This is a genomic window from Stenotrophomonas sp. STEN021 (genome assembly GCF_056760175.1).
Genome location: NZ_JBRREH010000095.1, coordinates 1 through 18,246 on the forward strand (window position 1 = coordinate 1; position 18,246 = coordinate 18,246).

Below are 18,246 nucleotides of genomic sequence, written 5' to 3' on the forward strand. Positions count from 1 at the left end.
GGGGCCTTATCGGGGGTACCGCTGCCGAGCATGGCTCGGCACTACAGGTGGGCTCTACCGGTAAAGCCGCTGCCGAGCATGGCTCGGCACTACCGCCGCTCCCACAAGCTGCGCGAAGCAGCTCAATGCTCCAGATGCTCCGGCAGCACATGCCCGCAGCGATTGCAGTACTGCGCCTTGAACTCGTGGCCCTCATGCCCGCAGACCGGGCAGCCGCGGTTGTCGTGACGGCTTTCGCGCAGCATGTTGCCGGCCAGCTCGGCGGTGTAGATACCGGTCGGCACGGCCAGGATGCTGTAGCCGATCAGGATCAGTGCCGAGGTGATGAAACGCCCCAGGGTGGTATGCGGGACGATGTCGCCAAAACCCACCGTGGCCATCGTCACCACCGCCCAGTACATGCTGGTCGGGATATTGCTGAAGCCGTACTGCGGGCCTTCGATCACGTACATCAAGGCGCCGGCGATGATGGCGATGGTCACCACCATCGACAGGAACAACAGGATCTTGCGCCGGCTGCGCCACAGCGCCGCCATCAGCACGCCGCTTTCCTCGATGTAGCGGGTCAGCTTGAGGATGCGGAATACCCGCAGCAGGCGCAGCACACGCACCACCAGCAGGCTCTGGGTGCCGGGGATGAAGAAGGAGATATAGGACGGCAGGATCGCCAGCAGGTCGATGATGCCCCAGATGCTGAACGCATAGCGCAGTGGCCGCCGCACCACCAGCAGGCGCAGCACGTACTCGGCGGTGAACAGCAGGGTGAAACCCCATTCGACGATGTAGAAGCCAGTGGCCCAGGCCACGTGGATGCGCTGCACGCTGTCGAACATCACCACCAGCACGCTGGCCAAGATGGCCCAGACCAGCAGCAGGTCGAAGCGGCGCGAGGGCGGGGTGTCGGTGCGGTGGATGATGTCGAACCAGCGGCGGCGCCAACCGCTGTCGCTGGCCGGGTTCAGTTGGGGGGCAGAGAACAGTCGCATGTACCCATTGTGCCGCAGGCCCACGGAATGGAGGACAATGCACCGTTCACACCCACTGATCTGGAACGCCATGACCGCTGTCGTCGAGCCGCTGTTGTCCCTGTCCAATTACTACCTGCCGGTCTACCGCCCGCGCCAGCTGGTGCTGGAGCGTGGTCAGGGCGCCCGACTGTGGGATACGCAGGGTCGCGAGTTCATCGACCTGGCCGCCGGCATCGCGGTGTGCAGCCTGGGCCACAACAACCCGGACCTGAAGGCTGCCCTGTTCGAGCAGGCCGACAAGCTCTGGCACACCAGCAACATGTTCTACAGCGAGCCGCCGCTGCATCTGGCACAGGAGCTGGTGGACGCCTCGCGCTTCGCCAAGCGCGTGTTCCTGTGCAATTCCGGCGCCGAAGCCAATGAAGTGGCGATCAAGCTGGTTCGCAAGTGGGCCAGCGCCCAGGGCCGTGGCCCGGACAAGCGTTTCATCGTCACCTTCCGCGGCAGCTTCCATGGCCGCACCCTGGCCACGGTCACCGCTACCGCCCAGCCGAAGTACCAGGAAGGTTACGAGCCGCTGCCCGGTGGCTTCCGTTATGTCGATTTCAACGATGTCGCCCAGCTTGAACAAGCGATGGCCGGTGGCGACGTGGCCGCGGTGATGTTCGAGCCGGTGCAGGGCGAGGGCGGGGTGATGCCGGCCAGTGCCGAGTTCATGCGTCGCGCCCGCGAGCTGTGCGACCAGCACGATGCGTTGATGGTGCTGGATGAAATCCAGGTCGGCATGGGCCGTACCGGCGAGCTGTTCGCGCACTGGAACTGGGGTGTGACCCCGGACATCGTCACCCTGGCCAAGGCGCTGGGCGGCGGCTTCCCGATCGGCGCGATGCTGGCCGGCCCCAAGGTCGCCGACATCATGGGCGTTGGCGCACACGGCAGCACCTTCGGCGGCAACCCGCTGGCGGCGGCGGTTGCTCGCGTGGCGTTGCGCAAGCTGTCGTCCGACGAGATCAAGGCCAACGTCGTGCGCCAGTCGGCCGCACTGAAAGCCGGTCTGGAAGCCATCGGCGAAGAGTTCGGCGTGTTCGAGCAGGTGCGCGGCATGGGCCTGATGCTGGGCGCGGTGCTCAAGCCCGACTACGTGGCTGACATCGGCGTGCTGCTGGATCTGGCGGCTGAGAAGCAGGTGCTGATCCTGCAGGCTGGCACCAGCGTGCTGCGCTTCGTGCCGGCGCTGAACATCACCGAGGAAGAAGTGGCCGAAGGCCTGAAGCGTGTGCGCGAGGCTATTGCGGCTTATATGGACTCGCGCAGCTGAAGCAAGCTGTGTAGTGCTGGCGAGTACAGTGCTGCGGAAACTCGATGCCCCCGACCTGTCCCGCGTGTAGCGGTCACTCGGGGGCATCGTGTATCTGTGGTTTGAGTCAGTACAAAGGTCGGGACGCTGGCATTTACAGCAGCCACAGCCGCAATGGCAGCAACTGCCATGCAACCAGCAGTCCAACGCCGGGCAGGGTCGCCAACAAGCATGCTGTCAGCAGCCGCGTACCTCGGTCGGCGCGCCGCCATCCATGCAGCCCCACGGCCGTTCCTGCTACCAGCGCCAGCGGCAGCAGCAAGCTCGCGCTGGCCAGCGTGATGCTCGCCACAGTCCGGTCACCCAGCTCCAGTAGGGATTGCCGATAGAGCAAAGCGATTGGCAGCAGCCAGGCTGCACCAGCCAGGAAAGGCAGGAAAATCGGGTTCTGCCAGCGCAGCCTTCCGCGGATCGCGAACATAGCACCGGCCAGCATCATGATGACAACGCCGACGATGGCAATGGACAGCAGCAGCCCGGGCACAATGATGCGCCAGGCAGGAACCTGCACATGGCTGCGCAGCCCGTCGCTCAGAACACGTCGACCGTCTTCACCAATCAACAGTGCATGCGAGGGTTGAACCCGGCCGTCCGCCCGGAATAGCCGGTTGCCGAGCGGCTGCAGCAACTGTGCTTCTCTGGACAGAGAGCGTAGGCGGAGTTTGCCCCCGAGCGTGTCCACGCGAACGAATTCCGTCAGCGCCTGCAGCGGAGCGATCGCAGGCATTGCCTGCGGTGAGCGGATGTACAGGCCGTCCCACTCTGACAGCGAAGTTTGAATGGGCGAAGCGGCGTGCGCCGGAGCGATGGGTGGCAGTGCAAGTGCTTCGACAAGCCGCTGGTTGAGTCTTTCGTTCTCGGCGTCCTCGTTGTCGGTGTTGGTGGCGACGAAAAAGGCACTGCGCTGCTGTGGAAACACGCATAGCATCGCCCAGTAGCCGACGGTGTTGCCGGGATGGCAGCCGCCTACCTGACCGTGTCGGTCGCGCCCAACCAGCACCAGCCCATGGCCGAGCGGAAGGCCAGCGCGCACGGCCTCGGTTCCGGCCGGTACGGTCAATGCTTCCATCAGTTCCATTGCGATGAAGGGCTGTCCCGCATTGCTGCCGTCGCCAAGCAGGAAGCTGGCAAACAGCGCCATGTCGCCGGCGGTGGTGGTCAGTTGCGCGGCGGGGCGTAGAAACGTGGGTACGGCCGGTGCGGGGCGCGCCTGCTCAAAGTGGCCCATCGCAAGATGCGGGTCTGCCTGCGAACCGGTCTGCGTGGTGTAGCTGAAGGTACTGTCTCGCATGCCCAGCGCAGCCAGCACTTCCCGGTTCATCCAGGTTTCGTAGCGTTCGCCGCTGACGGCCTCGATCACTTGTCCAAGCACGGTATAACCGACGTTGGAGTAGCTGAAGCGGCTGCCAGGTTGGCTGAGGATGCGTAGTGGCGCGCGGTCCGTTCCGGATGCAGTGGCCAATGGCACGTCAGCCGTCGCGCGAAGACTGAAGAACTGGCCGAGCTTGAGGTTCTCCAGGCCAGCCGTATGCGCAAGCAGGTGGTGCACGCGTACTGGGTGCGTGGATTCCCATGGATTATCAAAGCCGATTGCCGGAACCACCTCCGTGACCGGTGCTTGCAAGGATAGGCGACCTTGACTGACCAGACGCAACACGCCAATGGCAAGCACGGCCTTGGTAACCGAGCCGACATGTACATGCGTGGAGGCCTGCATGGGTGAGCGGGTGGCAGCGTCACGTACGCCTGCGGCACCACTTGCCATGCTGCCATCTGCAGCGACGGTGGCCCAGACCGCGCCTTGCAGTCCTTCCTCATCAAGGATGCGCTGCATGTCGGCACGCAGTTGGCCTCTGTCATAGGCTGCAGCAAAAGGCGCCGTCGAGAGGGATGCGCATAGCAGAAGAATCTGCACAAGGGTCTTCATGGCGTGACTGGCGCTGGCATGAGCGGGAAGGCGACCGACGTCAGTCCGTCATCGTGGCGGATGTCCAAGGCAATGCTGTGCCGCTCGCAAAGCCGTTGCACGATCGCCAGCCCCAGTCCGAAGCCGGTGCTGTTCGCTCCCTTGCTGAAGGCATCCAGTGCCTGGTCGCTGATGCCATCACCGGGGTTGCTGATGCGCAGCTGTTCGTCTTCAGCGGCAATGCGTATCGTGCCGGCGGTTGTGTGGGCGAAGGCGTTGCCAACCAGGTTGGCGAGCAATACCTGCAGCACTGTCATTGGCAGTGTGCTGTTTGCGGCAAACGGGACGTCGATATCCAGCTCGATCTGCTTGTCGTCCAGCAGTGGCGATTGCTCGACAATCACGCGCTCGATCACCGGCAACAATCGGTTCGGCTCGCCAGTGGCAGGCACCGCCTGTTCGCGGGCTAGCGCCAATAGCATGCTGACCGTTTGCTCCAGCTGCAGCGTGGACAGACGAATGTGTGAAAGCCCCTGCAGTGTCGCAGGCGACAGCGACGGATCACGGGCCAGACGTTCGGTGGTTCCGCGTATGACTGCCAACGGCGTGCGCAGTTCATGGCTGGCATCGCGGGTGAACTCACGTTCGCGTATGACGAAGGCACGGATGCGGGTGATCAAGGCCTCCAGTCCACGCGCCAGCACGCCGACTTCGTCGTCTGCAAAGCGTTGCGCATGCACGGCAGGCAGGTGATCGGGCTCAGCGCTATCGATAAGCTGGGCAAGCCGCGACAGCGGTGCGGTAGTGCGACGTGCCAGCCATGCGCCGAGCAGCAGGGCCAGCGCAATCACCGCCACGCCAGACCAGGCCAGCAGCTGCAACAAACCCGCGCGCTGTGGCCGAACAACCAGCAACTGGCTCACCTCGGCCAACAACCAGGCCGGTTCGGCACCGGCATCTGGCTGCAGGCGCTGCAGATGATAGTGACGGCCGTCGCTGCCCGGGAACTCACGCCGACGCGGTTCGCGCGCAAGCGTACTGGCGATGCTGCCGGGCAGTTGTGCCGCGGACTCGATCACCTGCATCCATGATTCGCGTGGTGCCTTCCATGCACCGGTCTGCGCATGATGCTGCAGCTGTTCGCTGGCTTCGCGTTCCAGCAGTCCGTTGAAGAACATGTCCTCAACCGCATAGGCGAACACTGCCACGTACAGGCCGAACAGTGCGGCGACCACCAGCGTGAAGCCGGCGAAGACCAGCATCAGCCGGTTACGCAGGCGCTTGCGTGGTGCCGGGGATGTATTCGTCACGGTATGCCCTCATCGGACTCAAGGCGGAAGCCGACGCCATGCACGGTCTTCAGCATTGGCGTGGCAAAAGGTTTGTCCAGCATTTGGCGCAACAGATAGAGGTGCGTGCGCAACGGGTCCGAGTCGGGTGGCGTATCGCCCCAGAGGCGTTGCACCAGCTCGCTGCGGGTCAGCGTGCGCGGCCATGCTTCGGCCAGCGCCAGCAGGATGTCGAAACTGGTCTGGTGCAGCTCGATGTGCTGGCCATGGCGTTGCGCGCTGTGGCTGCGACGATCGATCCGCAGGCTGCCGATGCACAACACGTGTTCGCGCCCGGCGCGATGGCGTTGCGACAAGGCCAGGCAGCGGGCCACCAGTTCCTCACCAGCGAAGGGCTTGACCAGGTAATCATCGGCGCCGCTGCGGAAGCCGAGCAGGCGGTCGTCCAGCGCATCGCGTGCGGTCAGCATCAGGATCGGGACATGCCGGTCGGATTCGGCGCGCAGACGCTGGCAGACCTGCAACCCGTCAAGGCCGGGCAGGCCCAGGTCCAGCACCATTACGTCCGGCGGTTCGGCCAGCGCCATCTGCAGGCCGCTGCGGCCGTCGGCTGCGAAGCTGGCGCGGAAACCGTGTGCGGACAGCAACGCTTGCAGGTTGTCGCGCAGCAGGCGGTTGTCCTCGATCACCAGGATGCGGAGGGCGGGCAGGGGCATGGTTCAACCGTCAATCTGTCGCAGGAGGGCTTGAGCCTGTTCCAGCCCGGGATTGCCTGCCAGTGCCTGGAGTACCAGGGTGCGTGCCTGCGCCGGTCGCTTGAGCTTGAGGTGGGCTTGGGCAGCGGCAAGTTTCAGTTGTGCCTCCTGCATGTGTGGCAAGGCCAGTTCCATGACCTGCAAGGCCTGCTCCAGGGCGGCATCGTTGGCTGCGGCTTGTGCCTGGTAGTAGCCGAGGATGCCGATCAGCTCTACGTGATGGCGCGAGACATCGGCAGCTAGTGCAGCGTGCGCTTCTTGCACGTCGCCGCTGAGCAGGCGTTCCACCAGGGCCATGCTGGTCTCATCGCGCCACGGTGTGCGGGCGACCGGTGTGCGACCTGTCGCCCGCACGATGGCTTCTGCCACGGCGGTGGTGGAGTACGGGTTCTGGCCGGTGATCAAGCGGCCATCGACCACCAGCTTCGGCATCATCAATGGCGCTTCCTGCCACTGCGCGCCGCGCTGTCGCAGCGCGTCTTCGAGCAGCCACGGGAACTGGGCCGCCCACTTCTTGCCGAATACCGCTTCCTCCTCATTGCTGAAGCCGGTGAGTTGGCGGCCAGCGACGAGCAGGCTGCCATCGGCCAGCCGTACCTCGGCCAAGGCGGCCGGACCGTGGCAGACCGCGGCCACGATGCCGCCGTTGTCCCAGACCTTGCCCAACAACTGCTGCAATGCCTGGTCGCGGGGCAGGTCGAACATCGCACCCTTGCCTCCGACCACATACACGGCGGCGTAGTCGGAGGCGTTCACCGCGGTGGTGGGCATGGTGTCGGCGAGTTGCCGCACCGCCTGTGCATCGGCCAGCAAGGCGGCGTTGAAGGGCTCGTCCGGGTTGTACTTGTCGGCCTCCACCGCGCCGCCCTTGGGGCTGGCGACCTCCACCTGCAGGCCGTTGGTCTTGAATACCAGCCAGGCCTGCGACAGCTCGTCGAACTCGTAGCCCGGGCGCTGCTTGCCGGCATCCTTGCCTTCGCCGCTGACTACGATCAGCACCTTGTCGGTTGCGGCCGATGCAGGTTGTGGCAATGCAGGTGCGAGCAGCAGGAGGGACAGCAATAGTCGTGTGGGCAGATTCATTGGTGGCTCCAGTGGCTTGGGAGGCCAGTGTCGCCAACGGATATCAAATGAATTTCAATCGCGTCGAGAAGCCAGGTCAGCGCAGCAGGTGATGGCGCTTGAGCAGGCGTCGTAGCGACTGCGCGTGAAACGCGGTATCGGCATGCAGCCCGGCTTCGCGCGCACCCTGCACATTGCGGAACAAATGGTCGACGAACAGGCTTCGCTCCGGTACGCAGCCGAGCGCCGCGCAGGCCGCCAGATACGCCGCTGGGTCTGGCTTGCGAACGCCTAGCGCCGCGCTGCAGAGCACACGACGGCCGCCGAGCAACTGCTCGATCACCGGTCGCGTCAGCAGGCCATTGTTGGTCAGTACCGCAACCTGCACATCTGCATGCACGCGCTCCAGTACTGCTGTGCAATCGCTACGCAGCTTGGTCGCAGCGAGTCGTGCGGCATGCCAGTGTGGCGCACCCAATGCGCTGCCAAGGCGTTGATTCAATGCCTGCAGCAACTGCTCACCATCCAGCTCACCACGGGCATGGGCGAACTCAAGCCCATCCGTGCGCAAAGCCGCGTCCACCTGCTCGGGTGTGCAGCCGGCAGCTTCGGCAAGCTGGCGCAGATGGATACGGTGGTCGTAGTCGGCGAGCAGACCGTCGAAATCCAGCAGTAATGCGTGCGGTCGTTGCATTGATGGCAAGGCTGGGGTGGGGCTGCAGTATCGCTGGCATGGCATCGGTGTGCAGCCTGCGACATCGCGTCACAGGTGAAATCAGACACATTTGCCTAGAATCAGGACACTTTGGTTGTCATAGCGTGGAGTTCACCGTGAAGCGTTCCAGCCTGCTGTTGTTGGCCCTTGCCGGCCTGTTGCCCGCCGCGCCTGCGCTGGCCCGTACCTGTGCGGTCACCATCGAAAGCAACGACCGCATGCAGTTCTCCGTGCCGCAGATCCGGGTTGCCGCCGATTGCACGCAGGTGGACCTGACCCTGAAGCACACCGGCAGGATGCCGGCTACCGCGATGGGGCATAACTGGGTGCTGACGCGCACGCCGGATTTCCAGCAGGTGGCCACGGCCGGCATGCGTTCGACGCTGGCAGACAGCTATCTGCCGAAGAATGATGCGCGGGTGATCGCGTTCACGCCGGTGATCGGTGGCGGGCAGACCACGCAGGTGCGCTTTGCGACCAGCAAATTGACGCGTGGTGGTGACTACACCTTCTTCTGCTCGTTCCCGGGGCACTGGGGAATGATGAAGGGCAAGCTGGTTTTTGGGTGATTGATACGTTTTGAAGCTCGGGTGCGCTGCGCGGCCCCGGGCTACCTTGGTGTCGCGCAGGCCGGCTTTTTGTAGGAGCGGCGTAAGCCGCGAAGCTGACCTTGCTTCAGCCACCGGCCTCTGTGCAACCTGATGATGTCGCGTGCTTCGCGGCTTACGCCGCTCCTACAAAAAGCTGCAGCAGCCGTTTCGGATAACGCTGCTTCGTCAGGACGAACAGCGTTATCCGCTGCAGGATCAACCGGCAGCAACCACCTTGAACGCCTCACGCGCTGCAACCAGCGTGGCTTCGATCACCGCATCGTCATGCGCGCTGGACAGGAAGCCGGCCTCGTAGGCGGACGGGGCCAGGAACACGCCACGCTCCAGCATGGCGTGGAAGAACACGTTGAAGGCCTTGATGTCGCAGGCGGTGGCCTGCGCATAGGTCTCGACCTTCTCGCTGCTGAAGAACAGGCCGAACATGCCGCCGACGCGATTGGTGGTCACGGCCACGCCGGCCTCGCGCGCTGCCGCTTCCAGGCCATCACAGAGCGTGTTGGTTGCCGCCGCAAGGCGCTCGTGGAAACCCGGCGCCTGCACCAGTTGCAGCATCGCCAAGCCGGCAGCCATCGCTACCGGGTTGCCGCTCAGCGTGCCAGCTTGGTAGATCGGGCCGGCCGGTGCGATCTGCGACATCAGCTCGCGGCGGCCGCCATAGGCGCCTACCGGCATGCCGCCGCCGATGACCTTGCCGAAGGTGCTCAGGTCCGGAGTGATGCCGTAGTACGCCTGCGCACCGCCCAGGGCAACACGGAAGCCGGTCATCACTTCGTCGAAGATCAGCAATGCGCCGTGCTGCGTGCACAGGGCGCGCAGGTGCTGCAGGTAGCCCTCGCGCGGCGGAATGCAGTTGGCGTTGCCGACCACCGGTTCGATGATCAGGCCGGCGATATCCGCGCCCTGCTGCTCGAACAAGGCGGTAGCCGCTTCGAAATCGTTGTAGGGCAGGGTGAGGGTGAGTTCGCTCAGTCCGGCCGGTACGCCCGGCGAAGTCGGCACGCCAAGGGTCAGCATGCCGCTGCCGGCCTTGACCAGGAAGGAGTCACCATGGCCGTGGTAGCAGCCTTCGAACTTGACGATCTTGTTGCGACCGGTGGCGCCGCGCGCCAGGCGGATCGCCGACAGTGTGGCCTCGGTGCCGGAGTTGACCATGCGCACCATCTCGCAGGACGGCACCAGCTGGGTGATGGTCTCAGCCATGGTCACTTCGGCCGCGCACGGCGCACCGAACGACAGGCCATTGCCGATCGCCTGCTGCACGGCCTCGCGCACGGTCGGGTGGTTGTGGCCGACGATCATCGGGCCCCAGGAGCCGACGTAGTCGATGTAGGCATTGCCATCCACGTCATGCAGGTAGGCACCATCGGCGCGCTGCACGAAGAAGGGCTCGCCACCGACCGACTTGAACGCACGCACCGGTGAATTGACACCACCGGGCAGCAGCGTCTGTGCGCGCGTGAACAGGGCGTGGGATTGGGCGTGATTCATTGTGAAACTCCTGGATAAGGCAGCAATTCAAAGCCCCTCTCCCTTCGGGAGAGGGGTTGGGGAGAGGGTAGGGCTCGCCTCGAATCTCTTGGCTTCGCCCGTACCCTCATCCGCCCCTTCGGGGCACCTTCTCCCGAAGGGAGAAGGAACATGTCATTCGTGCTGGAAACAGCGCCGATAAGCCTCCAGCGCCGCCACCGGGTCCGACGCGCTGAACACGCCACTGATCACCGCGATCAGGTCCGCACCAGCGTCCACCACAGCCCGGCTATTGTCCGGGGTCAACCCGCCAATCGCTACCCGTGGCACGCCCAGTGCGGCGCTTTGTCGCAGCAGCTCCGGGTGGGCACGGCGGGTGGTGACCTTGCTGCGGGTCGGATGGAATGCGCCAAACGCCACATAGCTGGCGCCCGCTGCAACCGCACGCTCGGCAAGGGCCAGCTCGTCGTAGCAGGAGGCACCAATGATGGCCTGCGGGCCGAGCAGGGCACGGGCGGCGGCGATGTCGCCGTCGTCTTCCCCCAGATGCACACCGGCAGCACCGACCTGCTGGGCGAGGGCTGCATCGTCGTTGATGATCAGCGGCACCCCGGACTCGGCACATAGCGCCTGCAGGGCAGTGGCCTGGGCCAGTCGGGTGGGCGCATCGACCGCTTTGTTGCGGTATTGCAGCCAGCTGGTGCCGGCCAGCAGCGGACGCACCCGTTCAAGCAGGCGTGCGCTGTCGGTTTCGTCGGGGGTGATCAGGTAGACGCCACGGGCGTCGGCAAGCTGGGTCATGTATGGCTACCGGTACGGCGTGGGGAGTGTGACAATCAACGCCGCTTCTTTGTCTGGTGATTATCCCCGATGTCCGACGCTACGGCCTCCACCCTGCGCAACTGGATGTGTGTCGTCTGTGGCTTCATCTACAGCGAGGCCGACGGCTTGCCGGAAGAAGGCATCGCCCCGGGCACGCGCTGGGAGGACGTGCCCGACACCTGGACCTGCCCGGATTGCGGCGTGACCAAGGATGACTTCGAGATGGTCGAGCTGGATTGAGCCGCAGCGCGCGGCTTGTGCGGTTTGTGGGAGCAGCGTCAGCCGCGAAGCCACTGCTGCACCCGCAGCCATTGATCAACGCGGTGTCAGGGCGAAAACGGGTTCGTGCACGGAATGCCGGCACATGTGTTCGGTCGGATCAGGATCTTCGCCGGTTTCGGATGCTGTAGTGGCTTCGCGGCTTACGCCGCTCCCACAAGGTTGGGCAAGGCAGCCAGGCTCAATGCAGTCTCGGCCTTTCGCCACCCAGTTCAACCAGACGCTCGCGGATGCTGATGGCATCGGCGGCTTCCGGCGCCATCTTCAGATAGCGGGCCAGATCGGCGCGGGCGCCAGCCATATGCTCCAGCTGCATATAGGCCAGGCCGCGATCGCGCACGGCATCGGCTTGTTCGGGAGCCAGCTTGAGGATGCGGTCGGCGCTGCGTGCGGCACGGTCCCATTCGCCGCGTTCGGCATAGACGCCGTGCAGGTTGCGCAGCATGCGCATCAGGATGGCGCGGTGCGGGGCCGGGTCCAGAATCTGTGCCAGTACGTTGTCATCGGGCGTTTCACCGCCCAGATTGCTGCGGGCGCGCTCGCGCAGTTCATCCACGCCCAATGGACGGCCGCCGTTGAACGGGTCCATGATCAGCACGCCATCTTCCACCGGCAGCCGCACCAGGAAGTGACCGGGGAAGGAAATGCCTTCCAGTGGCAGGCCGAGCCGGCGCGAGACTTCGATCTGTACCAGGGCCAGTGAAATCGGATTGCCCAGACGACGCTCGAACACCTCGTTGAGGTAGCTGTTGCGCGGGTCGTAGTACTCCTCGTTGTCGCCGCTGTAACCGACCTCGTTGAACAGGTGGTTGTTGATGGCAGCAACCTTGAGCGGCCATTCACCAATGGCGTCCACTTCCACCCGTAGATGATCGGCATGGGCCTGCAGTACGCGGTCGTAGGCGGCCGGGTCCAGCTGCGGGTATTCGTCGCGGGCGATCAGCAGGGCAGTCGGCAGCAACGGCAGTGCCTCATCGGGCAAGCCGGCCAGTTCTTCCCACTGCGGCAGGGTAATGCGGGTTTCAGACATGCCCCAAGACTGGCGGCAAAGCGGCGCCGGTTCAAGGGCGCCGCTGTTCAATTTGTGGGTATCAGTCAGTTGCCGGTGGCGATGCCTGGGCCGAAGGTCAGCTCGGCGCCGTCTTCCAGCTTGAGCTTGGCGGCCTGGCCGGCGTTGAGCTCCAGCACGTACAGGGCCGGGTTGAAGCTTGGGTAGGGCGGGCACATGTCGCCGGCCGAACACGGCGGCACATCGCGCTGCTGACCGACCAGGCGGCGCTGGCTGTCGAAATAGAGGATGTCCAGCGGAATCCTGGTGTTCTTCATCCAATAGGCCTGCGGTTCCTCGCGGTCGTGCACGAACAGCATGCCGTGGTCGGCGTCCATCTGGTCGCGGAACATCAGGCCGCGGGCGCGGGTTTCGTCGTTCTGCGCCAGTTCCACGTTGTAGCGAGTGCCGGCCAGTTCCACCCAGTGCTTGCCGTCGGCGCTGGCGCAACCGGCCAGGGCGAGCAGGGAAAGGGCGAGGAGGGTGCGCAGGAATGATTTGGGCATGGGTTGGGACCGGCAGAGAAAGAGAACCATCGGATCGGCTGGGGAAGTCAAAAGCTTGCCCCCATCCGCCCTTCGGGCACCTTCCCCCGTAAACGGGGGAAGGGCGAATCAAAAGCAAGCGCTGTTACAGCACCTGCGGCGGCTCGCCGCCGATGATGACCACGTCAGCCGGGCGGCGCGCAAACAGGCCGACCGTGACCACGCCCGGGATCTGGTTGAGCTGCTGTTCCAGCTTCACCGGGTCGGTGATGGCCAGGTTGTGCACGTCCAGAATCAGATTTCCGTTGTCGGTGACCACGCCGTCGCGCCATACCGGCTGGCCGCCGGTCAGGGCCAGGATCTCGCGGGCGACCAGGCTGCGTGCCATCGGGATCACTTCCACCGGCAGCGGGAACTTGCCCAGCACCTTGACCTGCTTGCTCGGGTCGACGATGCAGACGAACTGCTTGCTGGCCTCGGCGATGATCTTCTCGCGGGTCAACGCGGCGCCGCCGCCCTTGATCAGGTTCTTGTTGCCGTCGCACTCATCGGCGCCGTCCACATACAGCGACAGGCCGCCGGTGTGGTTCAGGTCCAGCACCTCGATGCCGTGGCCCTTGAGCAGGGCGGTGCTCTGGTCCGAGCTGGAGACCGCGCCTTCAATCTGGTCCTTGATGCGGGCCAGGGCTTCGATGAAGTAGGCAACGGTGGAACCGGTGCCGACACCGACGATCATTCCCTTCTGGACGTACTCGATGGCTTTTTCGGCGGCCAGGCGCTTGGCTTCGGACATGGTGGGCTCAATCAGTTGGAAAACGGGTTTTTTGTAGGAGCGGCGTGAGCCGCGAAGCCGGGGAGCTGAAAGCTTGTCAGCTTCGCGGCTGACGCCGCTCCTACAAGAGGGGGTTATTTGGCTTTCTTTTCCAGCGACAGCAGCAGTTTCCACTGTGCGGCGGTAACCGGGAACACCGACAGCCGGTTGCCCTTGGCGGTCAGCGGGAAACCTTCGCCGAGCTCCTCGGCATGCAGCTTGATCTCGTCCAGCGCGATCACCTGCGCCAGCTTGCGTTCAAAACCCACGTCCACCAGCATCCAGCGCGGTTGTTCGCGTGTGCTCTTGGGGTCGTGGTAATCGGATTGGGGGTCGAACTGGGTGTCGTCCGGGTAGGCCTCGCTGGCCACCGTGGCAATGCCGACGATGCCCGGTACCTTGGTATTGGAGTGGTAGAACAGGATGCCGTCGCCGACCTTCATGCCATCGCGCATGAAATTGCGTGCCTGGTAGTTGCGTACGCCATTCCACGGTTCGGTGCCTACGCGCTGCAGGTCGTCGATGGAAAAGGCGTCCGGTTCGGACTTCATCAGCCAATAGCGCTTGCGGGCGGTCATGCGTTCAACGGTTCCGGGTAGAGAGTGGCCTGCTCGGTACAGATGGCATCCACCGCCACATCCCAGTCCTCGACCGGCAATGACGGCACCTGCTGGGCGGAGAAACCTACCCCCACCAGCCACGGCGGCGCGGCCTGGCGCTGCCGAAATGCGAAGCTGCGATCATACCAGCCGCCCCCCATGCCCAGCCGCCGGCCACCGTCATCGAAGCCCACCAGCGGGGCGACGACCAAGGCCATTTCCTCCGGCCGCAGCGCCTGCGAAGGGTCCACATCGGGTTCGGGAATGCCATAACGGTTGCTGACCAATGCCTGCCCGGGCCGCCACGGCGCGAAGCGCAGCAGCTTGCCGTGCAGCACCGGCAGGCAATAGGTCTGCTGTGGCGGCAGCTGCATCTGCCAGCGGTGCAGGGCGATCTCGCCGTCCATTGCCCAGTAACCGGCGACGGGGCCACTGAGCCCGGCGAAGGGCAGGGACAGCAGGTGCGTGGCCAGGGTTTCGGCTGCGGCGATGCGTTCGGCAGCGGGAATATCGCGACGGCGCTGGCGCAGTTGTTGGCGGAGGAGTTGGCGTGGATCGGCAGTCATGGGGGAGAAGTCTGCGGGCAGGGAGCTTAAGCCCCTCTCCCATCGGGAGAGGAGTTGGGGAGAGGGTGCGGGTGAAGCGATGTGAGATCAACATACATGAGGCTTCGCGCTCACCCTCATCCGCCCCTTCGGGGCACCTTCTCCCGGAGGGAGAAGGAAAAAAAGACAAAAAAAGAACGGCGCCGTTAGGCGCCGTTCTGGAATATTGCATTCTCCGCGGTGACGATGCGTGCGAAACGACCTTGAACCCGGGGTTCAAGTGGGAACGCTGGGGGGCCATCGGGCTTCCCGCTACAAGGCGGACTTGCACACCCGGCTCCGTCGCGCCCCCGTGGTCGTAATTAAGGGACAAGGCGAATGTTTGCACACGCCGTCGTTCACAGCAGAGAACGCGTCGCCAGTATAGCGAGGTTGCACGGCTACGTGCAGCCGTATTTCACGAATTGCGGATTCATCTGTCTGAGTTGGTCAGCTGGATCAACGCGCGTTGTCGATGGCCAGGTCCAGGCGCCGGTTCAACTCGTTCATCGCTGATTGAAAACGCTGCTGCTGGGCGAGCTGCTCATCGCGCACCTGCTGCAACTCATGCGCAAGATTAAGTGCAGCCAACACCGCGATGCGGTCGACCGCCGCCATCCGGTTGCTGCCGCGGATTTCGCGCATCTTGCCGTCGAGCACGCGCGCGGCCGCGGTGAGGCTTTCGCGCTCGGTGGGCTCGACGCCAACGGTGTACTCGCGGTCCAGGATATGGACGCTGACCGGTTCGTTGTTGCTCACGTGTGCTGCTCCAGCGACTTGAGGCGGGTGATCATGGCTTCCACCCGGGAGCGGGCCTGTTCGTTCTTGGTCAGCAATTGCGAGCGTTCGCTGATCAGCTGTTCCTGCTGCTGGCGCAGGCTGCGGTTTTCATCGCTCAGCCGCTGGTTGCGCTCAAGCAACAGCTCGAGGCGGGAGGCTAGGGCCAACAGCTGGCCAGCGGGGTCGAAGGAGTCCATGGTTGGAACGATAGGCATGGCGATGAGGGCTGGTCAAGAAGGAGTATGCAGCGCGGTTGCTACACTGTGCGGCCGTCGTCATCTTGCCGGTGCCGGCGTTCCTCTCCGCTTTACAGATCAGTGACATGACCGACCTTCCCGCCGTCAACGACATCCTCCAGGCCAGCCAGTCGCTGGGCCTGGCTGCTTCCCCGGCCGAACTCCACGGCGGACTGTGCGGCTGGTTGGCCGCAGGCGGTGCCGATGTGCCTGCATGGCTGGCCAAGGTACTGGCCGACGACAACCTGCCGGCACCGGAACCCGGCAGCACCCTGGACCTGCTGCGGCAGGCAACGGTCGCGCAGCTGGAAGACCGTGACTTCGCTTTCGAACTGGTGCTGGTGGATGCCACCGAACCGCTGCAGGCGCGTACGGATGCGCTGTTCGAGTGGTGCCGGGCGTTCCTGGGGGGCTTTGGCCTGGCTTCGGGCAAGCGCCCTGTGTTGAGCGAAGAAGGCGAAGAAGCACTGCAGGATCTGGCGCGTCTGGCACAAGCGTCCAGCGACGAGTTCGACAGCGCTGATGAAGACGAGGACGCACTGTCCGAGATCGAAGAGTTCGTGCGCGTTGCCGCCCTGTTGCTGCATGGCGACTGCGTGATGGGCTCGCGTCACCGGCAAAGCCTGAACTGAGGTTGGCGATGAAGCGTCTGTCCGGGATCACCCCCGCCGAGTACGCCCGCCGCCGCCGGCAGTTGATGGAAGCGGCCGGCGATGACGCCATCCTGGTATTGCCTGCGGCACCGGAGCGGGTGCGCAGCAACGATACGTTCTACCCCTACCGGCAGGATTCGGACTTCTGGTACCTGAGCGGTTTCCAGGAGCCGGAGGCGGTGCTGGTACTGATCCCGGGGCGCAAGCACGGTGAGGCGATCCTGTTCTGCCGCGAGCGCGACCCGGACCGCGAAGCCTGGGATGGGCCGCGAGAAGGCCAGGACGGTGCGGTATCGCACTACGGTATGGACGATGCCTATCCGATCGATGACCTGGACGAAATCCTGCCAGGCCTGCTGGAAGGACGTTCGCGGGTGTACTACCACTTCGGTCGCGATGCCGACTTCGACCTGAAGTTGATCGGTTGGGTGAACCGGGTGCGTTCGCAGGTGCGCAATGGTGCCCAACCGCCGCATGAATTCCTGGAGCTGGGGCATCTGTTGCACGAGCAGCGCCTGTACAAGAGTGCCGACGAGATTGTGCTGATGCAGGCAGCTGCCGACATCAGTGTGCGTGCGCACCGCGCGGCGATGCGAGCAGCACGGGCGGGTATTCATGAGTACGAACTGCAGGCGGAATTGGAGCGTGAGTTCCGCGCGGCGGATGCCTGTTCTGCATACAACAGCATTGTCGGTGCTGGCGCGAATGCCTGTGTGCTGCATTACCGCGACAACAACAGCGGTAGCCGCGATGGTGATCTGGTGTTGATCGATGCGGGTGCGGAGTATCGCGGTTACGCCAGCGATATCACCCGCACCTTCCCGGTCAATGGCCGTTTCAGCGCGGAGCAGCGCGCGCTGCATGATCTGGTGCTGTCGGCGCAGGCCGCAGCCCTTGAGCAGGCGCAGCCGGGCATTGCCTACGAGGAAGGGCATCTTGCGGCGGTGGAAGTATTGACCGAGGGTTTGTTGCGTCTGGGTCTGCTGAAGGGTGATCTGGAAGAGAACATCATCGAGCGTCATTACCAGCGTTTTTACCGGCACAAGACCGGCCATTGGCTGGGCATGGATGTGCACGATGTTGGCGATTACCGGGTAGCTGGCGAGTCGCGTCTGCTGGAGCCGGGCATGGTGTTCACGATCGAGCCGGGCCTGTACATCTCGCCGGACGATCGCAGTGTCGAGGCGCGTTGGCGCGGTATTGGGATCCGCATCGAGGACGATGTGTTGATCACCGAGGACGGGCACCGTGTGTTGACCGGTGCGCTGGAGCGCAGTGCCGACGAGATTGAAGCCTTCATGGCCAAGTGCTGAGGCACAAGGGACCCGGCTGTAGCAGTTGTCTTTGCATGTGCGTCTGCACTTGCCTTCGTACTTGCCCTCCCTTACGCAAAGCGTAGGGGAGGGTATGGGAGGGGCGCAGCTGCCGTTGCTCCAGCCGTTGCTTTTGCGGTTGTGGTTGCTGTTGCTGTTGCCGTTGCTCTAAAGCTCTTGACCTACCGGGCCCCTTCCGCAGCGACGTAGCCGACGGATAAGACCCCGAATGGGGCGACGTGCAGGACGCACGTCGTTTTTCGACGATACAAGGATGTATCGTCGAAAAATCCCGGCGGCGGAGTGGACCCGCGTCGCGAAGCGACGTGGGCGCGGAGGCAGGGTGTGCTTGACCAGCCATTCGGCTGTTGAAAAGCGCTTCTTTTGGTTACTTCTTCTTTGCACAAGCAAAGAAAGGTGTGCTCGCGCGCCGAAGGCGGGCGAAAGCTCTGCACTTGCACTTGCACTTGCTTGGCTTTGGCTTTGGCTTTGACTTTGGCTTTGGC

Annotated in this window: 20 protein-coding genes and 1 other RNA gene; 5 read left to right on the forward strand and 16 right to left on the reverse strand. The window is 64.2% G+C overall.

Annotation, left to right across the window (positions count from 1 at the left end; genetic code table 11):
* Positions 1 to 122: 122 nt before the first annotated feature.
* Entirely contained in the window at positions 123 to 986 is an 864-nt protein-coding gene (locus ACVOL0_RS17365; RefSeq protein ID WP_481550142.1) for an ion transporter, read from the reverse strand.
* 70 nt (positions 987 to 1,056) lie between these two features.
* Between ACVOL0_RS17365 and ACVOL0_RS17370 the strand changes: the two genes are divergently transcribed.
* Positions 1,057 to 2,286, forward strand: coding sequence for an acetylornithine transaminase (locus ACVOL0_RS17370; protein ID WP_481550156.1), 1,230 nt, complete (start codon positions 1,057 to 1,059; stop codon positions 2,284 to 2,286).
* A 133-nt stretch (positions 2,287 to 2,419) separates the two neighbouring features.
* On the opposite strand, the gene ACVOL0_RS17375 is transcribed toward ACVOL0_RS17370, so the two are convergent.
* The 5 genes from ACVOL0_RS17375 to ACVOL0_RS17395 all read right to left on the reverse strand — a co-directional run bounded on the left by ACVOL0_RS17375 (position 2,420) and on the right by ACVOL0_RS17395 (position 8,031).
* Positions 2,420 to 4,252, reverse strand: a complete 1,833-nt coding sequence (locus ACVOL0_RS17375) for a serine hydrolase domain-containing protein (protein ID WP_481550143.1) — start codon at positions 4,250 to 4,252, stop codon at positions 2,420 to 2,422.
* Positions 4,249 to 5,541 (reverse strand): sensor histidine kinase, encoded by a 1,293-nt coding sequence (locus ACVOL0_RS17380; RefSeq protein ID WP_481550144.1) that lies wholly within the window; start codon positions 5,539 to 5,541, stop codon positions 4,249 to 4,251. The genes ACVOL0_RS17375 and ACVOL0_RS17380 overlap by 4 nt, the downstream gene beginning before the upstream one ends.
* Positions 5,538 to 6,236 carry a response regulator transcription factor gene (locus tag ACVOL0_RS17385; RefSeq protein WP_481550145.1) on the reverse strand — a complete coding sequence of 233 codons (699 nt, stop codon included), beginning with the start codon at positions 6,234 to 6,236 and terminating at the stop codon, positions 5,538 to 5,540. The genes ACVOL0_RS17380 and ACVOL0_RS17385 overlap by 4 nt, the downstream gene beginning before the upstream one ends.
* A gap of 3 nt (positions 6,237 to 6,239) precedes the next feature.
* On the reverse strand, positions 6,240 to 7,358 hold the full coding sequence (locus ACVOL0_RS17390) for a type 1 glutamine amidotransferase domain-containing protein (RefSeq protein WP_481550146.1): 1,119 nt from the start codon (positions 7,356 to 7,358) through the stop codon (positions 6,240 to 6,242).
* A gap of 76 nt (positions 7,359 to 7,434) precedes the next feature.
* The gene (locus ACVOL0_RS17395; protein WP_481550147.1) at positions 7,435 to 8,031 is read right to left on the reverse strand and encodes an HAD-IA family hydrolase; all 597 of its coding nucleotides are present in this window, start codon (positions 8,029 to 8,031) and stop codon (positions 7,435 to 7,437) included.
* A 137-nt stretch (positions 8,032 to 8,168) separates the two neighbouring features.
* Here ACVOL0_RS17395 and azu point away from each other — a divergent pair, with 137 nt between their 5' ends.
* The gene (gene azu / locus ACVOL0_RS17400) at positions 8,169 to 8,621 is read left to right on the forward strand and encodes an azurin (RefSeq protein ID WP_282271671.1); all 453 of its coding nucleotides are present in this window, start codon (positions 8,169 to 8,171) and stop codon (positions 8,619 to 8,621) included.
* A gap of 237 nt (positions 8,622 to 8,858) precedes the next feature.
* Here the strand turns inward: azu and hemL are convergent, their stop codons facing one another.
* A complete protein-coding gene (gene hemL, locus ACVOL0_RS17405; protein ID WP_481550148.1) occupies positions 8,859 to 10,151 on the reverse strand; it encodes a glutamate-1-semialdehyde 2,1-aminomutase in 1,293 nt (430 codons plus the stop codon).
* Between the two features lie 153 nt (positions 10,152 to 10,304).
* Positions 10,305 to 10,931, reverse strand: a complete 627-nt coding sequence (gene thiE / locus ACVOL0_RS17410) for a thiamine phosphate synthase (RefSeq protein WP_481550149.1) — start codon at positions 10,929 to 10,931, stop codon at positions 10,305 to 10,307.
* A 69-nt stretch (positions 10,932 to 11,000) separates the two neighbouring features.
* On the opposite strand from thiE, the gene ACVOL0_RS17415 reads away from it, so the two are divergent.
* Complete coding sequence (locus tag ACVOL0_RS17415) at positions 11,001 to 11,192, forward strand: rubredoxin (protein ID WP_303747299.1); 192 nt, start codon at positions 11,001 to 11,003, stop codon at positions 11,190 to 11,192.
* Positions 11,193 to 11,412: 220 nt separating this feature from the next.
* On the opposite strand, the gene ACVOL0_RS17420 is transcribed toward ACVOL0_RS17415, so the two are convergent.
* From ACVOL0_RS17420 to ACVOL0_RS17455, 8 genes are all read right to left on the reverse strand, one after another.
* On the reverse strand, positions 11,413 to 12,261 hold the full coding sequence (locus tag ACVOL0_RS17420; RefSeq protein WP_481550150.1) for a SirB1 family protein: 849 nt from the start codon (positions 12,259 to 12,261) through the stop codon (positions 11,413 to 11,415).
* A 65-nt stretch (positions 12,262 to 12,326) separates the two neighbouring features.
* Positions 12,327 to 12,785 carry a DUF192 domain-containing protein gene (locus ACVOL0_RS17425; protein WP_481550151.1) on the reverse strand — a complete coding sequence of 153 codons (459 nt, stop codon included), beginning with the start codon at positions 12,783 to 12,785 and terminating at the stop codon, positions 12,327 to 12,329.
* A 124-nt stretch (positions 12,786 to 12,909) separates the two neighbouring features.
* Positions 12,910 to 13,557 (reverse strand): ribose-5-phosphate isomerase RpiA, encoded by a 648-nt coding sequence (rpiA, locus tag ACVOL0_RS17430; RefSeq protein WP_057629081.1) that lies wholly within the window; start codon positions 13,555 to 13,557, stop codon positions 12,910 to 12,912.
* A 113-nt stretch (positions 13,558 to 13,670) separates the two neighbouring features.
* Entirely contained in the window at positions 13,671 to 14,153 is a 483-nt protein-coding gene (locus ACVOL0_RS17435; protein WP_481550152.1) for an EVE domain-containing protein, read from the reverse strand.
* Positions 14,150 to 14,740, reverse strand: coding sequence for a 5-formyltetrahydrofolate cyclo-ligase (locus ACVOL0_RS17440; RefSeq protein WP_481550153.1), 591 nt, complete (start codon positions 14,738 to 14,740; stop codon positions 14,150 to 14,152). The genes ACVOL0_RS17435 and ACVOL0_RS17440 overlap by 4 nt, the downstream gene beginning before the upstream one ends.
* A gap of 207 nt (positions 14,741 to 14,947) precedes the next feature.
* Positions 14,948 to 15,132, reverse strand: a non-coding RNA gene (ssrS, locus tag ACVOL0_RS17445) — 6S RNA.
* An 85-nt stretch (positions 15,133 to 15,217) separates the two neighbouring features.
* Entirely contained in the window at positions 15,218 to 15,517 is a 300-nt protein-coding gene (locus tag ACVOL0_RS17450; RefSeq protein ID WP_282273119.1) for a cell division protein ZapA, read from the reverse strand.
* Complete coding sequence (locus tag ACVOL0_RS17455; protein WP_282273125.1) at positions 15,514 to 15,735, reverse strand: TIGR02449 family protein; 222 nt, start codon at positions 15,733 to 15,735, stop codon at positions 15,514 to 15,516. Before ACVOL0_RS17455 ends, ACVOL0_RS17450 begins: the two co-directional genes overlap by 4 nt.
* 125 nt (positions 15,736 to 15,860) lie before the next feature.
* Between ACVOL0_RS17455 and ACVOL0_RS17460 the strand changes: the two genes are divergently transcribed.
* On the forward strand, positions 15,861 to 16,406 hold the full coding sequence (locus ACVOL0_RS17460) for a YecA/YgfB family protein (protein ID WP_481550154.1): 546 nt from the start codon (positions 15,861 to 15,863) through the stop codon (positions 16,404 to 16,406).
* An 8-nt stretch (positions 16,407 to 16,414) separates the two neighbouring features.
* The gene (pepP, locus tag ACVOL0_RS17465) at positions 16,415 to 17,740 is read left to right on the forward strand and encodes a Xaa-Pro aminopeptidase (protein WP_481550155.1); all 1,326 of its coding nucleotides are present in this window, start codon (positions 16,415 to 16,417) and stop codon (positions 17,738 to 17,740) included.
* Positions 17,741 to 18,246: the final 506 nt, after the last annotated feature.